17 protein-coding genes are annotated in these 19,232 nt (G+C 41.8%); 10 read left to right on the plus strand and 7 right to left on the minus strand.

Annotated features, from left to right (window positions below; translation table 11 throughout):
* Positions 1-34: 34 nt before the first annotated feature.
* The 5 genes from KA713_13525 (at position 35) to KA713_13545 (ending at position 6,554) form a co-directional block, all read left to right on the plus strand.
* On the plus strand, positions 35-823 hold the full coding sequence (locus KA713_13525) for a sulfite exporter TauE/SafE family protein (protein UXE65491.1): 789 nt from the start codon (positions 35-37) through the stop codon (positions 821-823).
* Between the two features lie 149 nt (positions 824-972).
* The gene (locus KA713_13530) at positions 973-1,626 is read left to right on the plus strand and encodes a TetR/AcrR family transcriptional regulator (protein UXE69132.1); all 654 of its coding nucleotides are present in this window, start codon (positions 973-975) and stop codon (positions 1,624-1,626) included.
* 5 nt (positions 1,627-1,631) lie between these two features.
* Entirely contained in the window at positions 1,632-3,788 is a 2,157-nt protein-coding gene (locus KA713_13535) for an ATP-binding cassette domain-containing protein (GenBank protein UXE65492.1), read from the plus strand.
* Positions 3,789-3,792: 4 nt separating this feature from the next.
* A complete protein-coding gene (locus KA713_13540; protein UXE65493.1) occupies positions 3,793-5,088 on the plus strand; it encodes an HlyD family efflux transporter periplasmic adaptor subunit in 1,296 nt (431 codons plus the stop codon).
* A complete protein-coding gene (locus KA713_13545) occupies positions 5,088-6,554 on the plus strand; it encodes a TolC family protein (GenBank protein ID UXE65494.1) in 1,467 nt (488 codons plus the stop codon). Before KA713_13540 ends, KA713_13545 begins: the two co-directional genes overlap by 1 nt.
* Positions 6,555-6,880: 326 nt before the next feature.
* On the opposite strand, the gene KA713_13550 is transcribed toward KA713_13545, so the two are convergent.
* Complete coding sequence (locus KA713_13550) at positions 6,881-7,975, minus strand: ISAs1 family transposase (GenBank protein ID UXE65495.1); 1,095 nt, start codon at positions 7,973-7,975, stop codon at positions 6,881-6,883.
* Between the two features lie 231 nt (positions 7,976-8,206).
* Complete coding sequence (locus KA713_13555) at positions 8,207-8,986, minus strand: segregation/condensation protein A (GenBank protein ID UXE65496.1); 780 nt, start codon at positions 8,984-8,986, stop codon at positions 8,207-8,209.
* A gap of 182 nt (positions 8,987-9,168) precedes the next feature.
* Between KA713_13555 and KA713_13560 the strand changes: the two genes are divergently transcribed.
* The 3 genes from KA713_13560 (at position 9,169) to KA713_13570 (ending at position 12,775) form a co-directional block, all read left to right on the plus strand.
* A complete protein-coding gene (locus KA713_13560; GenBank protein ID UXE65497.1) occupies positions 9,169-11,094 on the plus strand; it encodes a 1-deoxy-D-xylulose-5-phosphate synthase in 1,926 nt (641 codons plus the stop codon).
* Positions 11,095-11,109: 15 nt separating this feature from the next.
* Complete coding sequence (locus KA713_13565) at positions 11,110-11,871, plus strand: alpha/beta hydrolase (GenBank protein UXE65498.1); 762 nt, start codon at positions 11,110-11,112, stop codon at positions 11,869-11,871.
* Positions 11,872-11,992: 121 nt separating this feature from the next.
* Positions 11,993-12,775 (plus strand): hypothetical protein, encoded by a 783-nt coding sequence (locus KA713_13570; protein ID UXE65499.1) that lies wholly within the window; start codon positions 11,993-11,995, stop codon positions 12,773-12,775.
* 57 nt (positions 12,776-12,832) lie between these two features.
* On the opposite strand, the gene KA713_13575 is transcribed toward KA713_13570, so the two are convergent.
* On the minus strand, positions 12,833-13,081 hold the full coding sequence (locus KA713_13575) for a hypothetical protein (protein UXE65500.1): 249 nt from the start codon (positions 13,079-13,081) through the stop codon (positions 12,833-12,835).
* A 46-nt stretch (positions 13,082-13,127) separates the two neighbouring features.
* Positions 13,128-14,336 carry a carboxypeptidase-like regulatory domain-containing protein gene (locus KA713_13580; protein ID UXE65501.1) on the minus strand — a complete coding sequence of 403 codons (1,209 nt, stop codon included), beginning with the start codon at positions 14,334-14,336 and terminating at the stop codon, positions 13,128-13,130.
* A 203-nt stretch (positions 14,337-14,539) separates the two neighbouring features.
* On the opposite strand from KA713_13580, the gene KA713_13585 reads away from it, so the two are divergent.
* Entirely contained in the window at positions 14,540-15,685 is a 1,146-nt protein-coding gene (locus KA713_13585) for a histidine kinase (GenBank protein UXE65502.1), read from the plus strand.
* Entirely contained in the window at positions 15,686-16,432 is a 747-nt protein-coding gene (locus tag KA713_13590; GenBank protein UXE65503.1) for a response regulator transcription factor, read from the plus strand.
* A gap of 25 nt (positions 16,433-16,457) precedes the next feature.
* On the opposite strand, the gene KA713_13595 is transcribed toward KA713_13590, so the two are convergent.
* The 3 genes from KA713_13595 to kdsA all read right to left on the minus strand — a co-directional run bounded on the left by KA713_13595 (position 16,458) and on the right by kdsA (position 19,170).
* Complete coding sequence (locus KA713_13595) at positions 16,458-17,135, minus strand: phosphatase (protein UXE65504.1); 678 nt, start codon at positions 17,133-17,135, stop codon at positions 16,458-16,460.
* Positions 17,136-17,269: 134 nt separating this feature from the next.
* Complete coding sequence (locus KA713_13600; GenBank protein UXE65505.1) at positions 17,270-18,277, minus strand: CBS domain-containing protein; 1,008 nt, start codon at positions 18,275-18,277, stop codon at positions 17,270-17,272.
* A gap of 41 nt (positions 18,278-18,318) precedes the next feature.
* A complete protein-coding gene (gene kdsA, locus KA713_13605; protein ID UXE65506.1) occupies positions 18,319-19,170 on the minus strand; it encodes a 3-deoxy-8-phosphooctulonate synthase in 852 nt (283 codons plus the stop codon).
* Positions 19,171-19,232: the final 62 nt, after the last annotated feature.

Here is a 19,232-nt window from a genome sequence, read left to right on the forward strand (position 1 = left end):
GTGGCATTATACCTAGCTTGCCAAAAATAGTTGATTGGAATACTTCGGATACATTGCCGCCATCTTCATTGGGTTTCTGTTGGGTTTGCTCGGGGGCGGGGGGTCCATCCTTTCCATTCCCATTTTAGTCTACATTTTTAAATTGGATGCCGTAACGGCCTCTGCCTATTCGCTTTTTATTGTTGGCACTACCAGTTTGGCAGGTGCAGTGCCCAAGTACCGCGATCACTTAGTGAATCTACGAACAGGATTTCTCTTTGGCATACCTTCTATCATCACCATTTTTCTCACCCGAAAATTTATAGTGCCCGCCTTGCCTGAGATAATTGTATCGTTCGAAAATTTTGTGATCACCAAACGATTATTCCTGCTCGGGTTATTCGCCATTCTAATGGTGTTGGCATCTGTTAGCATGATTCGCGGCCGCAGAGAGATTCATCCATCCAGAAAAAAACACAACACACTTTTGATTATTGTGGAAGGCACACTCATCGGATTTCTGACTGGGTTGGTGGGTGCGGGCGGTGGCTTTTTAATTATCCCTGCTTTGGTGCTGCTCACAGGCTTGCCCATGAAAACCGCCACGGGCACTTCCCTTTTTATCATCGCGCTTAATTCGCTTACCGGATTTTTAGGTGATTTACTGAACCGTCCGATGGATTGGCAATTCTTGTTGATTATCACATCTATCGCAATTGTAGGTGTTCATTTTGGCAATGTGATGTCTCGTCAGATCTCTGGAATTAAACTTAAAAAGGTGTTTGGTTGGTTCACTCTTGCTATGGGTTGCTGGATTCTAGTTCGAGAGACCCTTCTTTCTTAAAATGTTTTATTCGATTTTTAGCTGAATTCGATGGTTTTAAGGAAATCAATCACTTAAATGAAACCTTTTAGGTCTCAATTACGATATTTGATAGCAATGCTATCAAATTGGTTTGTAATTATATCAAAATGCCAATCTTAACTTTCAAACTGAACGAGCATCTTTTTATTCGTGACCCCCAGCATACGCAGCTCGGTCAAAAAATCATTAGCAAAAGTGTAGAGCTGATTGACCAACTTGGTTTTGAACAGTTTACGTTCAAAAAACTGGCGCAAGAGATTGACTCTACCGAAGCATCGGTGTATCGTTACTTCGAAAACAAACATCGCTTATTGCTTTACTTGATCGCATGGTATTGGAATTGGATGGAGTACCGTATCGATATCTATACATCGGCTGTGGCCGACCCAAAAGAAAAACTGAAAGCATGCCTGCGAGTGATTGCCGAAGAAAAAAAATATGATCCTACTTTTGAATTTGTGAACGAAGAAGCCCTCCATCGGATTGTTGTCGCTGAGTTGGATAAAACCTATCTTACCAAAGGTGTAGATGGATACAACAAAGAGGGGTTGTTTGGTGGGTTAAAATCGGTGTGCACCAAAATCACTTCCATCATCAATCATATAAGCCCCGAATACGCGTTTGCTCAATCATTGGTCAGCACCATTTTGGTGACTGCCAATCAGCAACTTTTCTTTGCCAGTCATTTGCCATCACTTAGCAGTTTGGAAGCCAACGATGACCGGCACGATCGACTCTATTTATTTTTAGAAACAATGACTTTTCGTTCCATCCAAGCATAATCACTATGTTGACCAATAACCAAATACACCGTTGTTTGCGCGAAGTAGCCCTCGCCATGAAACACAGCTTTAGCTTGGAAGACATTCAACATGTTGAAGCCAACCAGCGCAATTATGCAGAAGATGAAGTAGCTGAATTTACCCGCGATTTATCTGAAGCTGGTAACAAGATTCGTGTCTTGTTTATGGAAAATCAGTTGGATGAAAAAACATTCCTCGATTATTTTGAAGAGCAGACCAAACCTGTACTCACCTTTTATCGCGATGAAGAAAATCGGCTTTATCCTGCATTATTGATCCCCTCCAAAAAAGGGATAAAGACTATTCATATCAATCTCGAAGGTGAACAGTCTACTCAATTTGATTCTACCCGATTACTCAAAAACGAAAATGGAGAAATAACTTTCTTCGCCATCTATGGATACGAAAGCCCTGTGAGCATCCAAACAAATGAAGGTGAGCACCCAGGCCCCGTACGCAGATTGTTTCAATTGCTGAAAACTGAGAAGCAAGAAATTTTCTACATCTTGTTTTATGCCATTGTAGTCGGTCTAATCAGTTTGATCGTGCCGTTGGGTATTCAAACCACCGTTGAATTGATTTCGGGTGGTGTAATCTTCAGCTCCGTCTATTTGATGATTGGGCTCGTGATTGTGGGTGTAATCGTGAGCGGGGTGTTGCAAATGATTCAAATCAGTTTAGTGGAATTTTTGCAACGAAGGATTTTTACTAAAGCAGCCTTTGAGTTTGCGTATCGCATTCCCCGCATTCGGTTAGAGGCCATGCAAAAAAATTATGCACCCGAACTCATCAATCGATTTTTTGATGTGATGACCATTCAAAAAGGCTTGCCCAAGTTATTGATCGATCTTTCATCAGCATCCATTCAAATCCTATTTGGTCTTTTATTGATCTCACTTTACCATCCGTTCTTCGTTTTCTTTGGTTTGATTTTGTTGAGCACGCTTGGATTGATTTTTTACTTGACCGGGCCACGCGGATTAAACTCCTCCATACAAGAATCAAAATACAAATATAAAGTGGCGCAATGGCTCGAAGAATTGGCACGCGCCATTCAGTCATTTAAACTAGCCGGCAGTACCGAATTGCCTCTTCGCAAAACAGACTACAATGTCAACAGCTATCTTAAAAACAGAAAAATACATTTCAATGTATTGCTCACACAGTATTCGTTCATTGTACTGTTCAAGGCATGTATCATTGGCGGGTTGTTGATTTTGGGAACAATCTTAGTAGTAGACCGTCAGATTACCTTAGGGCAATTAGTCGCTTCTGAAATTGTGATCATCTTAATTTTAGGGGCCGTGGAAAAAATAATCATGTACATGGACGTGGTGTATGATTTACTTACGGCTGTTGACAAAGTAGCACATGTAACCGATTTGCCTATAGAGCGTACTGGCGGCTACGATTTCCCGAAAGTAAAAGACGAAGGCTTTTCGGTTCGGTTCAAAGACTTGAAGTACAAATATAAAGGCAGTAACCAGTATGCGCTAAATGGCATTAATTTAGAGATCAGCGCGGGCGAAAAAATTTGCCTTACCGGAAGTGGAGGAGCAGGAAAGACAACTTTGGTAAACGTATTGGCTGGTTTGTATAGCGACTACGAAGGCGTTGCCACGATTAATCACTTTTCGTTGCGCGACTTGGATTTAACCCATTTACGCGATTATGTTGCCAAAAATATTTCACAGGAAGATTTGTTTGATGGAACACTCATTGAAAACCTAACTGTAGGCAAAATTTCTGAAACTGTTCAAGATGCCATTGAGGCCATGCGCACCGTAGGTATTTTAGATACCGTAAACGCGATGCCCGATGGATTGAATACGCAAATATTAAGTGGTGGCATCGGCTTGTCGAGTTCGTTTTGCAACAAGTTGATTCTTGCGAGATGTTTGACAGAGAAGCCAAGGCTTCTTATCCTAAACGATCTATTCCACGCGATTACCAAAAAAGAGAAAATGGAATTGCTGGGTGTCCTCCATCAAGCCAAACGCACCATCATTTATGTGTCGAATGACCCGTTGGTGATGAGTGCTTGTGATCGAGTGGTTATATTGGCTGATGGAAAAATAAAATCAGCAGACACCATGGACAATCTGATGAAGAACAACTTAGTCAACGATTTAATTTCCTAACGACATGCTCAACATATCACCCAATTCTGTACAAAAAAAGATGCCGCAGGAGAAATTGTATTCTCTTCGCTCGCTCGATACACCTTTGGCAGGAAAAATTTTGGCTCGATGGCTAATGATCATCTTCGCTTTGTTTTTTATTATCCTCTTTTTGCCTTGGCAGCAAAATATCCGCGGAAGCGGAAAAGTAACCGCTCTATCACCCAGTAACCGACCACAAACTGTTGAAACCGTTATTGCGGGTCGAATCCAGATCTGGAAAATTAAAGAAGGACAATTTGTGAACAAGGGCGACACCATTGCACTCATCAGCGAGGTGAAAGAAAAATACTTTGACCCACAATTTTTGCAACGACTACAACAGGTGATCACCGCAAAAGAGCAGAGCTTAAAATCCAAAGACTTAAAAGCCAAAGCACTTCAACGACAAATCAGCGCACTCGAAGATGGCATGCGTACCAAAATAGCTCAATCAAAAGCTAAATTGGAAGCGGAGGAAGTTAAATTCAATAACTTCAAAAATCAGTATGATCGCAATAAAGTTTTGTTTGAGAAGGGAAACATTCCGTTGACTAAATTTCAAGATATAGAGTACAAGTACCAAGGAGCAGAAGCTGATTTCGTTAATGCTAAGATTGAAATTGAAAGAGTTCAAGCAGAATACCTTGATAAAATCAATAAAGCAGAATCTGATTGGAACAACACCTTGGCAGATATGGCCGATACACAAGCCGATTTATTCAAGCTGCGCAATGAGCTTTCCAACATGGAAATCAGAAGCCAGCAGTACCACATACTCGCACCGCAGGCTGGCTTTGTGGTGAGGGCAACGCAAGCCGGCATTGGCGAAACCATCAAAGAAGGTGACCCGGTGTGTACCATTATGCCACAGTCAACCGACATTGCTGTGGAGATGCATGTGAAAGCCATGGATGTTCCGCTTATTAGTAAAGGGCGAAGGGTGCGCATTGAGTTTGATGGTTTTCCTGCACTGCAATTCAGCGGATGGCCAAGCATTTCGGTGGGCACATTTGGAGGAACGGTGGAAGTGATTGATTATGTAAACACAAAACCGGGTGAGTTCAGGATTTTGGTAGTACCCGATAAAACCGATACACCTTGGCCGAAGCAATTGCGAATGGGTTCGGGCATTAAAGGCTGGGTAATGCTAGACGATGTACGGGTGTGGTTTGAATTATGGCGACAATTGAATGGTTTCCCTCCAAGTTTGTATCAAGAGCCTGTGGAAGAAGAACACGACAAGAAAAAAAAGGAATCCAACGAAGCAAAAGCTAAATAATGAATCGATTTTTTCACATCGTATTTTTATTGATCATCGTTTCAACAAAAGGATTTGGGCAATCAGGTTTTGACTCATTGTTCCTTTTGCCAGATACCATCAAAGCATTTTCAATCGAAAACATGTATGCTTCTATGCTGGAGTTTCACCCCATCGTAAAGCAAACACGTTTGTTGAGCGAAAGTGCCCAGCAAGAAATACGCATGGCCCGCGGTGCATTCGATCCTAAAATTGCTACTGACTTAAGCATCAAAGAATTTGGGGATAAAGAATATTACAATAAGCTCAGATCATCCTTTTCAGTCCCCACTTGGTTTCCCATCGATCCTAAAATTGGGTTCGAACGAAATGCCGGTGCCTTTATTGATCCTGAAAATATAGTGGGTAGTTCATCTGATAATGCACAGTTAACAACGGGCATTTCGTTGCCGTTGGGCAGAGGGCTATTTACAGATGATCGCAGAGCAGCCTTGAAACAGGCAAAACTGTTTGCGGTAATGGCCACGGCCGAACAAGTAAAGCTCATCAACAAAATTTTATTGGATGCGGCCAAAGATTATTGGCAATGGTATTATTCATTTTATAATTATCGCCTTCTCGGCCGCAATGCCGTGATTGCCGAAGAAATCTTCAGGCGCGTAAAACTCGATGCGAGTTTGGGGGAAGCGGCCGCCATCGATACAGTTCAAGCTAAAATTACACTTCAACAACGGTTGGTTGAACGGCAAGAAGCATTCTTAGAATTTTTGAACACCGGAATCAAAATCTCAAATTACTTGTGGGACAATGCCGGCTACCCTGTTCAGCTATCAATAGACGTAGCCCCTATTTTGGTTTTGAATGATGGGCAATTGCTTTCCAATCAAACATTGGAAGAACTAGTATTTCAAGCGAAGCAAAACCATCCGGAGTTGATTAAGCTAAGAACTAAAATAGATCAGTTGGAAGTAGATCGAAAATTAGCCGTTGAATATTTAAAACCAAGATTAGATTTAAACTACAATTTCATCAATCAACCCCTTCGCCCCAATGGTGATTTTCAACCGTTTCGAATTGGCAGCGATTATAAGTTTGGATTGGATTTCTCGATGCCGATTTTATTGCGAAAAGAGCGGGGCAAGCTCGCCCTCACAAAAGTGAAGATTCAAAGCACACAATATGAACAAACGCAAGCCGAGCGGGAGATCGTAAACCAAATCAACATTGTTTTCAACCAAATTGTAAACACCAACAAAATTTTAATCCAACAAACATCGGTAGCTGAAAATTATGAACGGCTATTGAAAGCCGAATTGATCAATCTAGAAAATGGTGAAAGTGATTTGTTCAAAATAAATGTGCAGCAAGAAAAATTGATTCAATCACAATCTAAATTGCTGAAACTAAAATCTGAATACGAAAAAATGAAGGCCACCATCTATTGGGCAGCCGGGGTTCGTAATTTGAACTTCAATAATGGACAGTAGATCGCGCCTCATAAAACCACTATTAAAGTACTGAAGCATATCCGTTCAGCCGATAAGCCAAGACCAATATTCTTTAAAGTGATTCTGGCTTTCACTTTTTACGATTTTCAATTCATTTTACTGATAAAAAAGGTCGAACCAAATTTAGCGATGAGATTGAGTTTCGACTCGAAAACACAAGTTATTTTTTTTCAATTCAGTGTGGATTTAGCCCACGTATAAAGAATCGTATAAAAAATGATTTTCCAATGAGAATAGATGTCGGATATACGATGAATTTTTATGAAGAAGAAACTTACCTAAGGGTGTTAACAGGGCAAACGCATCTAAATTTTTAATAGACTTAGTAAATAGTTGTTATCCCAACCGGCTTTAAGGCGTTTGCTTTTTATACCTATCCTAGCTGTCTTCTCGTTTTTGATTATGTTTAGGGCAATGCGATTGAGTACCGAGTGATTTTGTGCGGCATAGCCCGCTCTTTTTCGGCTATGATCTTCATTGAAAGCGACATCCAATACCCAATGCAAGGAGTTTTCGATCCTCCAATGAGATCTTACGCAGGTGTTGATGTGGGCGGCATTGGGATACAAACTACTGATGTAATAGCGTGTTTCCTTTTCGGTTTTCTGAGTGGCCTTGTGGCAACGCTGTGATTCTATCTTGATGAGGGTCTTCAAAGAATCCCATTGATCCCTTTGGCCGATCATGGATAGGTCGGCTATCACTGAACATGTTCGTTTCTCAATACGGCCATGCCCTAAATCATTCTCTACCGAAACCTGCGTGCTGTCAATAAAGCGGAAAGATTCTTCCACCTGCTCTAGCAACCTTCCTTGGTTGCCCTTTAAGGCCAGAATATAATCCGCCCCTTTGCCAATGACGGCAGAGGCAATATCCTTCTGACAGCCCATCGCATCGATGGTCACAATGCACCCCTTCAATACCAATACTTCCAGTAAATGTGGGATAGCGGTAATCTCATTGCTCTTGTCATCTACTTTGTATTGCCCCAATACCAGCTCATTGGCACTGGCCCAAGCGCTCACCAAGTGAACCATACCCTTCTTCCCCTTTCCCTTGGAGCCGCGCATCGCCTTCCCATCAATGCTGACCACTTCCCCTTCTGTGAGATGGGCCACCGATTGAGCCCATTGAAGGAAACACTCTTCGAACTTCTCAGGGTCAAGGGCGGAAAAGAACCGGTTAAAGGTATCGTGCGAAGGGATGCCTTCCGGTAGTTTTAAAAAGGTCTTGAGCCATTCAAACTTGCACTTACCAAAGTATTCTATCTCATCCCAAGTGTCTGCCCCACAGAGCACCGAGGCAATGGATATAAAGATAATATCCCCCATAAGATGGACCTTGGTACGCTCTACGCGGGGATCTTCCAATCCCGCAAAAAATTGTAGCGGACTTTCCATGTCTTTTTGGGAACTAAAGTTAAAACTCCAACGCCTATCTTCCTATAATTTTAGATGCGTTTGCCCTGAGGGTGTTAAGCCCTGCGGCAGAGAAACGGGTAAAAATAGAGGAGTTTGGAATCAATATCAAAAATACGGTTTCGACAAAAAACATGTTTTTGACTCCAGGCGTATTCGTTCAGTTGTCATATTTTATCAATTCGCGCGTGTTCTAGAAAATGCAGTTCGTTCTTAACTGATATTCCCTTCCGCTGCCACATTCTCCTCCTCCTTCCGCATCACCCAAAAATTATTGAATCCTTCACCTTGTTGAATTTGGATGAGGCCATTGGCCAACATTTCTAAAATTGCCAAAAAATTAAAAATCAAAGAAATACGAGTAGGTACTTTTTCAAACAGCTCAATGAAAGCCACCCGCGGCTTGCTGGTGATTTCATTCATGATAAATTCTTTTTGGCCTTCAATAGTATAAGGATATTGAATGACTTGATGTACCGGTCTGTTTTTTTCTTCCTCGGCACGCTTTAGTACTTTTTCAAATACCATCAACAGTTTAAATAGATCGACATCTTGCAACTCTGCTTCCACGTTGGTGCTTTCGGCCAACTGCTTTAGCTCCTTCAGCAGGTTGCCCCGCTTCTCTTTCATCAATTCCACTTCTTCCATTTTGTGGAATTGCTCCACCACCGATTTGTATTTTCGGTACTCCATCAAGTGCTTCACCAATTCTTCGCGTGGGTCAATCTCATTGCCTTGCTCATCAATCTGCGGGCGTGGCAACAACATTTTAGATTTGATGCGCATCAGTGTGGCGGCCACCAAAATAAATTCGCTCGCCACTTCAATGTTTAGGGTTTCCAGTTTTTGAATGTACTCCAAGAAATCCTTCGTTATTTTGGCGATCGGAATATCATTGATGTCCAACTCATCACGTTCAATAAAAAACAAAAGCAAATCGAAAGGCCCTTCAAATAAAGGTAGGCGTACTTCAAAAGACTGTGTTTGATCCATAGAATTCATTAAAGGGCTGGCGTGTGTGTTCATTCGGGTTGCAAAATTATCAAATCAGGTCACAAAATCCCTGCAAAAGACTAAATCCGTACATTTGTTTAATGATTTGCCTCAAAACAGCTAAAACACTTAGCTTGCAATGCTGTTTTTAAGGTTGCACATTCAATTTGCCAAAAAACCCCATGCTGATTACACCCGGAAAATTACTGACTCAAATCGATGCCCCAAAGGACTTGAAAAAGTTGGACCAAGCGCAACTGGTTCAACTTTGCGAAGAATTAAGGCAGTTTATTGTTGATAATGTTTCTGTTTATGGCGGTCATTTTGGCGCCAGCTTGGGCGTGGTAGAGCTTACAGTAGCCCTACATTATGTGTACAATACCCCCTACGACCAACTGGTGTGGGACGTTGGTCATCAGGCATACGGTCATAAAATCCTTACAGGAAGGCGCGATGTTTTCCATACCAATCGAATGTACCAGGGTATTTCCGGTTTCCCGAAAAGGAAAGAAAGTGAGTACGATGCTTTCGGGGTAGGCCATTCTTCCACTTCTGTTTCAGCTGCCTTGGGCATGGCCATGGCTTCAAAGTATCAAGGCATTGAAGATAAACAGCACGTAGCCATCATTGGCGATGGGGCGCTTACAGGAGGCATGGCCTTCGAGGCACTGAATCATGCGGGGGTTTCTGACACCAACCTGTTGGTGATTTTGAACGACAATTGCATGTCCATTGATCCAAATGTAGGGGCATTAAAAGATTATTTAACCGACATCACCACGTCCAAAACTTACAATAAGCTGAAAGACGATGTTTGGAATCTCTTAGGCAAACTTTCGTCTGTTGGAAAAAGCGCTCAAGAAGTGGCCTCCAAAATCGAAACCGGAATAAAGTCTGCTCTATTAAGTCAAAGCAATTTATTTGAGTCCTTAAATCTGCGGTATTTTGGCCCAGTAGACGGCCACGATGTGGATCACTTGGTAGCGGTGCTAAACGATTTAAAAAACATCAAAGGCCCCAAGCTGTTGCATTGTGTTACAGTAAAAGGAAAAGGCTATGGCCCTGCCGAAAAAGGCAATGCAACTACGTGGCATGCACCCGGCACTTTTGATAAAATCACGGGCGAAATTCATAAGAAGACTTACGAGAAGCCGCAAGCCCCCAAGTATCAAGATGTGTTTGGCCACACATTGGTAGAGTTGGCAAAATTGAATGATAAAATCATGGGCATTACGCCCGCCATGCCTTCGGGTTCTTCATTGAATATCATGATGAAAGAAATGCCCAACAGGGCGTTTGATGTGGGCATAGCCGAGCAACATGCAGTTACATTTTCAGCAGGTTTGGCTACACAGGGATTGATTCCATTTTGCAATATTTATAGCTCATTCATGCAACGAGCCTACGACCAAGTGGTGCACGATGTGTGCATTCAAAATTTGCCCGTGAATTTTTGTTTGGATCGGGCAGGCTATGCAGGTGCTGATGGCCCCACCCACCACGGTGCGTATGACATTGCCTATTTCAGATGCTTGCCCAACATGATTGTGTCGGCCCCCATGAATGAGCAAGAGCTTAGAAACTTAATGTTCACGGCACAATTGCCTCGTCAAGAACAAGCATTTTCCATTCGCTACCCACGGGGGCAAGGCGTAATGCCGAATTGGCGAACACCCTTTGAGGAAATTAAAATCGGAACAGGTCGTAAAATCCGCGAAGGCGAAGAAGTGGCCATATTAACATTTGGCCATATTGGAAACTATGCCATCGAAGTCTGCGAAAAACTTGAGAAGCAAGGCGTAAGCATCGGTCATTACGATTTGCGATTTGCCAAGCCGCTGGACGAGCAATTGCTCCATGAAGTTTTTAACAAGTACAAAAAGATTATCACCGTGGAAGACGGCTGTGTGCAAGGAGGCATTGGCAGTGCAGTACTGGAATTTATGGCTGATCATCGATACCATGCCGAAGTCAAGCGATTGGGAATCCCAGATAAAGTAATTGAACACGGAGAGCAATTGGAATTGCATCACGAGACAGGCTTTGATGCTGCCAGCATTGAGCAAACCGTATTGATATTGTTAGAAAACAAAAAGCAGTTGGCGTAATCTATCGCCACCGGCATGTCCCCTATCCATCACCAAGAGTTAGGCAATGGGCGTCCATTGGTTCTTATTCACGGGTTTTGTGAAACGTATGAGATTTGGGAAGAGGTTGCCATTGATTTAGCAAAAGATTTTAAAGTATACCTGCCCGATTTGCCCGGCTTTGGCAAAAGCCCATTGCCCAACCCCCCATTTACCATTGATGATATTGGCTTGCTAATGGCAGATTGGCTGCGAGATCTTAACCTTAAAAGAGCTGTGGTGGTAGGTCACTCTTTAGGCGGATATGTAGCCTTGGCAATGGCTGTAAAAGATCAAGGTAGAATAGCTGGACTTGGCCTTTTTCACTCCACTGCAGCAGCCGATAGCGAGGAGAAAAAGGCCAATCGAAACAAAACTGCAGAATTTGTAAAGGCCAATGGAGTAGCACCTTTTGTGGAGGTTTTTGTGCCAGGGTTGTTCTTCCAAAAAGATAATCACTACCTCAACCAAGTGATGAATATGGCCAGGCGCACTCGGCAAGATGCGCTTTTGGCCTATACCTATGCCATGCGCGACCGCCCCTCGCGGGAGGATTGGCTAAAAACCTTTGATAATAAATTCTTAATAGTGGCGGGCGAATACGACTCGATCATTCCCGTAAGTTTGCTGCGGGAACAGGCCAGGGAAATCCCAAAGGCAGAGTTTAAACTCTTAGAAAATTCTGGTCATATGGGGATGTATGAGAGCCACGTTAAAACAATGGAAACCATAAAGCGCTTTGCCTTAACTTGCGTTTAACGATTGAACAATCGAGAATCTGCAAGGTTTTTTGGCTATTTTCATATAAAAATTGATTCATTTTGTTTTATATTTGGACTTAATACTTAACGGATTGCTACAACTTATACTCTAAAATAATATGCAAAACCCAAACCCTAACAACTTTGGAATCGCGCCAGACATTGATCCACATCAATATGATAGTTGGAATGCATTTGCTGCCAATTTAGGTTACGTTTTTTGGGCAGCCGCTTTCCTTATTGCATTAGGGTACTTTATTCGCCTGAATAGTATCGGTGGAAATAAGGAGAAATATGATTTCATTAATAAGCATGAGATCAAATGGTTGTGGACAGCCACCATTGTTTTTGTAATTGGATTATGTTGCTATGGCAACGCCAGCATTGAAAACATGAATGCAGTTCTTTTCTTTGTGCGGGCTTTTGTAACGATAGCTTTTGGGTTGATTGTAGCATTGATTATTCAAAACCTTCTTAAGTTCTATTATCCTTTCTTCATTGAAAAACGATTGAAACTGCTTCGTTACAAGCCTCGGATTTCTCCCAAAACAGGAAAGCCAATGAAGCTTTTGAGTGAAGAAGAAGAAGATGCTTATTTGGATGAAGGTATGCAAGCTGAAGAAAATATTTTCTCCGTTGACTATGACGTGTGGTTTGACGAACAATCCGGCTACACTCAAATCGAAAAATATTCTGGTCACTTACATGCTATCCAATGCCCGGAGTGCAATTACCAAACTTTCAAAGTAGTGAAGGAAGAGATTACCAAATTGCCTACAGCCACCGAAGAAGGTGAGATAATTAAGCACTATCAATGTGGCTATTGCGGTTACAAAGCAAAGAAAGCAGTTATCCTAAAGCACCACGTTAGTAAATTTGAGCATACCGCAGCCAGTGCTTAAGAAGGTTAGAAGTTAAGTCAGTTACAATACAAAAAGCCCCGAAAGGGGCTTTTCTTTTTAGTGAAATGAAGGTAATTTTATTTGATCCGAATAAAACTTCATTCGTGAGTGCGAATGGTCTAATAGTGTAATTTTTTCTATCAAAGTTTGCTTGTGATTAATAAAGACTTCAACGTAATCGTTGCCCAGCAGGTAAAGATTTACTTTATAGCGATAGTATCGAATGGCCATAACAAAATGAGCATGCTCATAGAGCAAAGAAATTTTCTTATCGAGCGGTGCTTTTGAAAGTTCGTTCCACGTCATCAACAGCTAAGATACTAGTTGAAAAACCTGAACGCAACTAGGGATTTCAATAATCTTGAAACTGGCTCTCTAGCGAGCCTTCTCGCTCGAGGTCTTTGATGATGCTTCTGTCAAGTGCGCTTTCTTTAATGACGTTATAGTTGTCCCAAAATTTCTTGTTGTATTCATTATCTTGATATTGAAGGCTATAACCTTTCATCCGATTTCGCAGGGTTATTCTATCTTTTACATCAGGGATTACTTTGTTTACCAAAAACTGCCTGATCAACTCGGTCTCAAATTTTAGTTTCTGTGTCTCCTCATCGTACCAGCCTACCTTCCAGTTGAGTAAAATGTAGTTCACATATAGTTTGCCATTCACCCATTTAAAATCAATGGTTCGCCTTAAGCCCTCAAACTTACTGATCAAACCTTTCTTTTTGCCAAGTATCCGCTTTTCTGTGTCGTCATAGTCAATGTGAATAATGCCGAATGTTTTTTTATCGATGTACAAACGCAGAAAGTAATGTTCGCTGTGCGATACCACAAACACATCCATTCCGGCATATTGAGAATCCTTCTCTCGCTTCAACGAACTGAAAAATGATTCTTCTTCGGGAAACATGCGGTAACGCACCATATTTTCGAGTAGTAGGTCTTGTAAAAGATTACCGTTGTCAAAAAACGAAGTGAACTTGCTGCTATAGCTCAAACTGCGCCTAACTTCTTCCAAAGCCACCCGCTCACGCAGTTTAAGTTTATTCCGGGGCTCTTGGTAATCTTCATCGTAAACCTTAAGGGCGGCCTCTAACAAAGAAATGTAGGTGTTGGCAACCTTTTTTAAGTCGCGATAAAAACATTCTAGAAGAAATGGCTTAGACGGGTAATTTTCGTTTATCCGACTGATCGCAATCTCCATTATCTCACCACCCCGAAGCGTGTCAGCCACTAGCACTTCTTTTAATACAAAGTTTGATTTTTCCATTTCAATCACTACCGAATCTCGCTGCAGCGACCACACAGGTGCTTCAAAGACTTGGTAACCCAACATGCTTATCGATAGTAAATTGTTGCGATATGCAACTGGGATATGAAAATCGAAATCACCACTTAAATTTGAAATCGTGCCGAGGGATGTGCCCACAATGCCAATGGAAGCATATGAGAGTGGCTCTTTAGTTTCTTTATCTTGTACTTTACCAGAAATGGTAACGGTTTGTGCCACGGCAGTTACCGAAAACACCCATACAAAAAATAATGATAGGCTTTGCCTCATGAAGTTATGGTGTTCAAAGTAACATTACCGCGGAATCAAAACAAAGCACCTGCAATTCGATACTAACTTTATCCTATCCATTATTCAGACAAACGGTAAAATGTAAAACCATTTTATCGATCAATTTGGCATCTTGGCGTTGATTTTAGTCATTAACAGCATTAATTTCCGTTTTCTTAAATTTATGGGAGAATCTTACATCGTTGAAACGAATTGCTGAAATACCAAGAATATGGAAACGCTCCTATTGGCTGATTTGCCTTTGGTATTTCATCAATTTTTCGATCAGTGCCATCATCGAGTGGAAGTTTGTCAATCCCGCTTACTATGTTTTGTGGAACGCTTTCTTTCTGTTTGAAGCGCTTTGCATTTTTATCATTGTAATTTTCATTTGGTCTCACTGGCTTTCTTCCTTTAAGCCCGTCTTTCAAGTAGCCGGACACGTGGCAGGCATTTTCACCTTCTTCTTGTTAATGGGTACACTCTCTTATTATTTTAATGACTACATGGATGGGCTTGTCTATTTTGAACATTGGCAAGAGTATATGTTAGAGTTGATGAGTTGGGAAGCGTTGCGTTTCCACGATCAGTACATTATAACAGTCGGTATCTATTATGTAATCCGCTACTTCCAAGGCATTCAGCGCAAAGAAGAAGAGAAAAGTTCGTTGGCTATCAAAAATCGCGAAATGCAAATTTCATTGTTGAAGTCGCAGATTAATCCACACTTCTTATTCAATACACTTAATTCCATTAGCACCTTGATAAGTTCCAATAAAGAGCAAGCCAGAAAAGTGATCACCAACTTATCCGACATTTTTCGCTACGCGCTGGATTCGCACAGTGAAACGATGGTAAAATTGCACGAGGAAATTGATTTCATAGAAAATTATATTCGCATTCAACAGGTTCGCTTTGGCGATCGGCTAAAATTTCAAAAAGAAATTGACACTTCCTGTTTGAATATTGAGATTCCTCCAATGATCCTTCAGCCCTTGGTGGAGAATTCAGTTAAATATGGTATTTCGCCCAAAGAAGATGGAGGGACCATATCGCTTTTAGTGAGGCGATCAGGCAAAGTGATTATGTTTGAAGTAAACGATGATGGTCTAGGCTCCAAAGCCAAAAAGGTAATGGATGGCAGTTCGAGCGGCATCGGCATGGCCAATACCGATCTTCGGTTGAAAAGCTACTTTGGTCCACAATCGGGTTTGCGTGTAGAAGCAACCGAGAAGAGGTATAGCGTTCGTTTTTTTATAGAAGATCAGAAGATAAAAAATGGATCAACCATCGATCATGCTCACGATACGAACACTACATTACAAATGGAAACACAAATTACCTACTAAATGAAGACTACCTGCCTGATTATTGATGATGAAAAATTGGCTAGAGATTTATTGCGTGAATTTATTGAGTCGATAGAAAGCTTGCAGCTTATAGATGAGTGTGCGAGGGGCTCAGAAGCAGTGGAAAAAATAAATAAACTAAAGCCCGATTTGATTTTTTTGGATGTGCAAATGCCCGGCATGAATGGCTTTGATGTACTGGATGAGATTGACCACGAACCGTACGTGATTTTTACAACGGCTTACGATCAATACGCCATCAAAGCATTTGAAAAAAATGCAATCGACTACTTATTGAAGCCATTGGATGAAGACCGATTTAGGCAGGCAGTGGACAGGGCACTTAAGCGTAAAAAAATGGAAGATGGAAGGTTAGAAGATTTGCTGGGTGGCATGAGGCAAGTGAATCATCTCGAAACATATGACACACATATTTTTGTTCAGAAATCAGAAAAACTTTTTAATCTGCCCATCGAAGAAATTATTTTTCTGGAAGCGTCTGGCGATTACACGATCATTTCAACTAAAACGGATCAGTTTGTAAGCTCGAGCGGTATTGGCAAACTGGAAGAGATCATGGATCCCAGCACCTTTTTCCGTGTGCACCGATCTACCATTGTGAACATCAACTACCTGAAGGAAATTGAACGCCACTTCAACGGAGGTATGGTGGTGAAAATGCAGAATGGTAAAAGCTTTCCGGTGAGTAGGACGTACGCGAAACAGATTAGGAAGAAGGTGGTTTAATTAATTGGGCATTAGGTGTTACCGCTTAGCTAATCCCCACAAACAACTTCATCTCCACGTGTTGTCGTTGTGCTAAGTAGGTTTGATAGGTTTCCGAAAAATTCATTCTGTTTGTGATCGCTTCTCCGTAATTCCCATAGAGCGAAATCAATAGTTCACATGCTTCACGCACCCCGCCTTTGGCGGGGCTGGCCATGTAGTCTACCAAATTATTTTCTTTGATGTATTCGGTAAACATGGGGTTATTCGAGCGATGGACATTGATCCGGATCCCACACTTTGCGGCCACGGCCAAGTCAAGCACATCGTCATAAACAAATGCTACTTCCGTGGCTTTTAATTGGTGCCCATTCAAAAAATGTTCAAACGACTTTATTTTGTTTGAGGCCTTAAAATACAATGCTGTAAAATGTTCACGTGTGGCCAGATAGTGAGCCGCCTCATTTTCTTCACCTGTGATAATGGCCGTGATGGGCAATTGTTGATTCTTTAACCAGTAGCTAAAGCGAAGCATATTAGTGCCCATGGCATCGGGCTCGGTAAAGCCGCTACCTTGCTGGTTATGCTTGGTGCCATCGTTGAATACACCATCCCAATCAAACACAAAGGCTTTTACCGATTGTAGTTTTTGTAAAATAGAAACGGCTGGTACGCAAAATGTGCCTCCCGCTTTTATAAATAAATTTTGTGTTTCTGTTCGCAAAGTTTTTTGAATTAGTTGACAAAAGGCAGTGGGCAAAATTAAGTTCAAATAAAAGCCTCTTGGCTATGAAAAACCAAGAGGCTCAATCATTCAGCAATTTGTCAACTGCTCTTTGTCAATGATCAATTGATTTATTAGTCTTTCAAATCTTGGATATCCAACATGCCTACTGGCTTGCCGCCATCGGTTACTAAAATAGTATCTACTTTCGTTTTCTTGAATAAATCAGCCGCTTCATTCAATAAAGAATCAGAGTCGATGGATACAGGTTCTTTGTATTGAAACTCGCCAATCTTTTTCGTTAAAATATCGCGACCGCTTTCTTGTAGTTTTCTTCTCAAGTCACCATCGGTGAACACACCCAACACTTTATGATCTTTAGTTACCGTGATGCTGCCAAAACCGTACTCCGTCATTTTTACCAATGCTTCGGTCACGGTGGTGTCAGCGGTTACTACCGGATTTTTGCTGCTCAATACATCTTTCACGCGAACGGTCATCAATTTGGTATGCTCCACAAATTGTTGTGTGCCCAATGCAGTTAAATTATTATCCGTTAATGCCTTCAGCACTTTCCAAGGGGCAGTAATCGTGTGCACACCGATGTTGATGGCATTGCGCACGTGCTCGGCATGGCGAACGGAAGAGAACATCACTTTGGTATCGTATCCGTAATGATCTACGGCATCCACGCATTGAGCCACTAAATCCAACGCATCGTGGCCTTGATCTTGCAGACGGCCCACCAGCGGGCAAACATAGGTAGCACCAGCGTGCATAGCCATGTAAGCCTGTTGTAGCGTGTAAACTAAATGCACGTTTACCAACAAGCCTTCTTTGCGCAGCATGTTACAGGCTTTTACGCCTTCTAACGAAACGGGGATTTTAAATACCGTTTTCTTCGCATCCAAACCTAAATCCAATTGGCGCTTGGCCTCTTTTAATACATCGGCAGCGGTGTTGCCCAAGGCTTCGATTTGCAACACAGGAACAATCTTAGAAAGTTTTACAATCAACCCATCCACATCGGTAACACCACCGCGGTGCATAAACGTAGGCGTTGTGGTCAATCCATTTAAAAAACCAAGTTGAAATGCTTCTTCAATTTCCTTTAGGTCTGCTGAGTCTAAGTATAATTCCATGTGTTATAGTTTTATGGTAGTTATTGATTTCTAGATTATGGTTATTGATTTACCAATGCTTTGGCTCGATATTTTACTTCTACTTGGTGCAATTCAATCAATGGCTTCAAAAATTCTTCTAACTGATTGATGTTTAATTGGCTGGCGGCATCGCACAATGCCTTGTCGGGATCAGGGTGTGCTTCAATGAATAAGCCATCTACCCCCGCGGCTATACCAGCACGTGATAATACTGGTAAAAATTCTCTTGCACCACCTTTGGCATCGGCACTTGGGATGCCATACTTGCGGATAGCATGCGTGACATCAAACACCACTGGGTAGCCTAATTTATTCATGTGATAGAAGCTGCGTGGGTCTACCACCAAGTCGTTGTAGCCAAATGTAAAGCCGCGCTCGGTTAGAATGATTTGATCGTTGCCGCTGTCTACACATTTGCCAACGGGGTGCTTCATGTTATCGGGTGCTAAAAACTGACCGTGCTTGATGTTGATTACGCGATTTGTTTTAGCGGCAGCTACCATCAAATCGGTTTGCATACATAGGTAAGCCGGAATTTGCAATACGTCCACCACATCGGCCACAGGAGCAGCTTGATTTGGGTAGTGGATATCGGTAAGCACGGGAAAGCCAAACTGCTCTTTTATTTTCGCCAATAGCTTAATTCCTTTATCCAAGCCTGGGCCGGTATAATATTTAAGGCTGCTTCGGTTATCTTTTTGAAAAGATGATTTGTAAATGATCTTAATCTTAAGGCGTTCGCCAATCTCTTTTAACCGCTCGGCTACGTGCAGCATGATCTTTTCTTCTTCGATCACACAAGGGCCCGAGATGAGGAAAAGCTCATCGGTGCCACACTCAATATTTCCAACGCGTACTATTTTCTTGTCCATAAGTGTCTGAATTTCAAAATTGACTGCAAAAATAAGAATAAATCGGGGTTCTTAAAGGATAG

Source organism: Chryseotalea sp. WA131a (assembly GCA_025370075.1).
In the GTDB taxonomy this organism is placed as follows: domain Bacteria; phylum Bacteroidota; class Bacteroidia; order Cytophagales; family Cyclobacteriaceae; genus ELB16-189.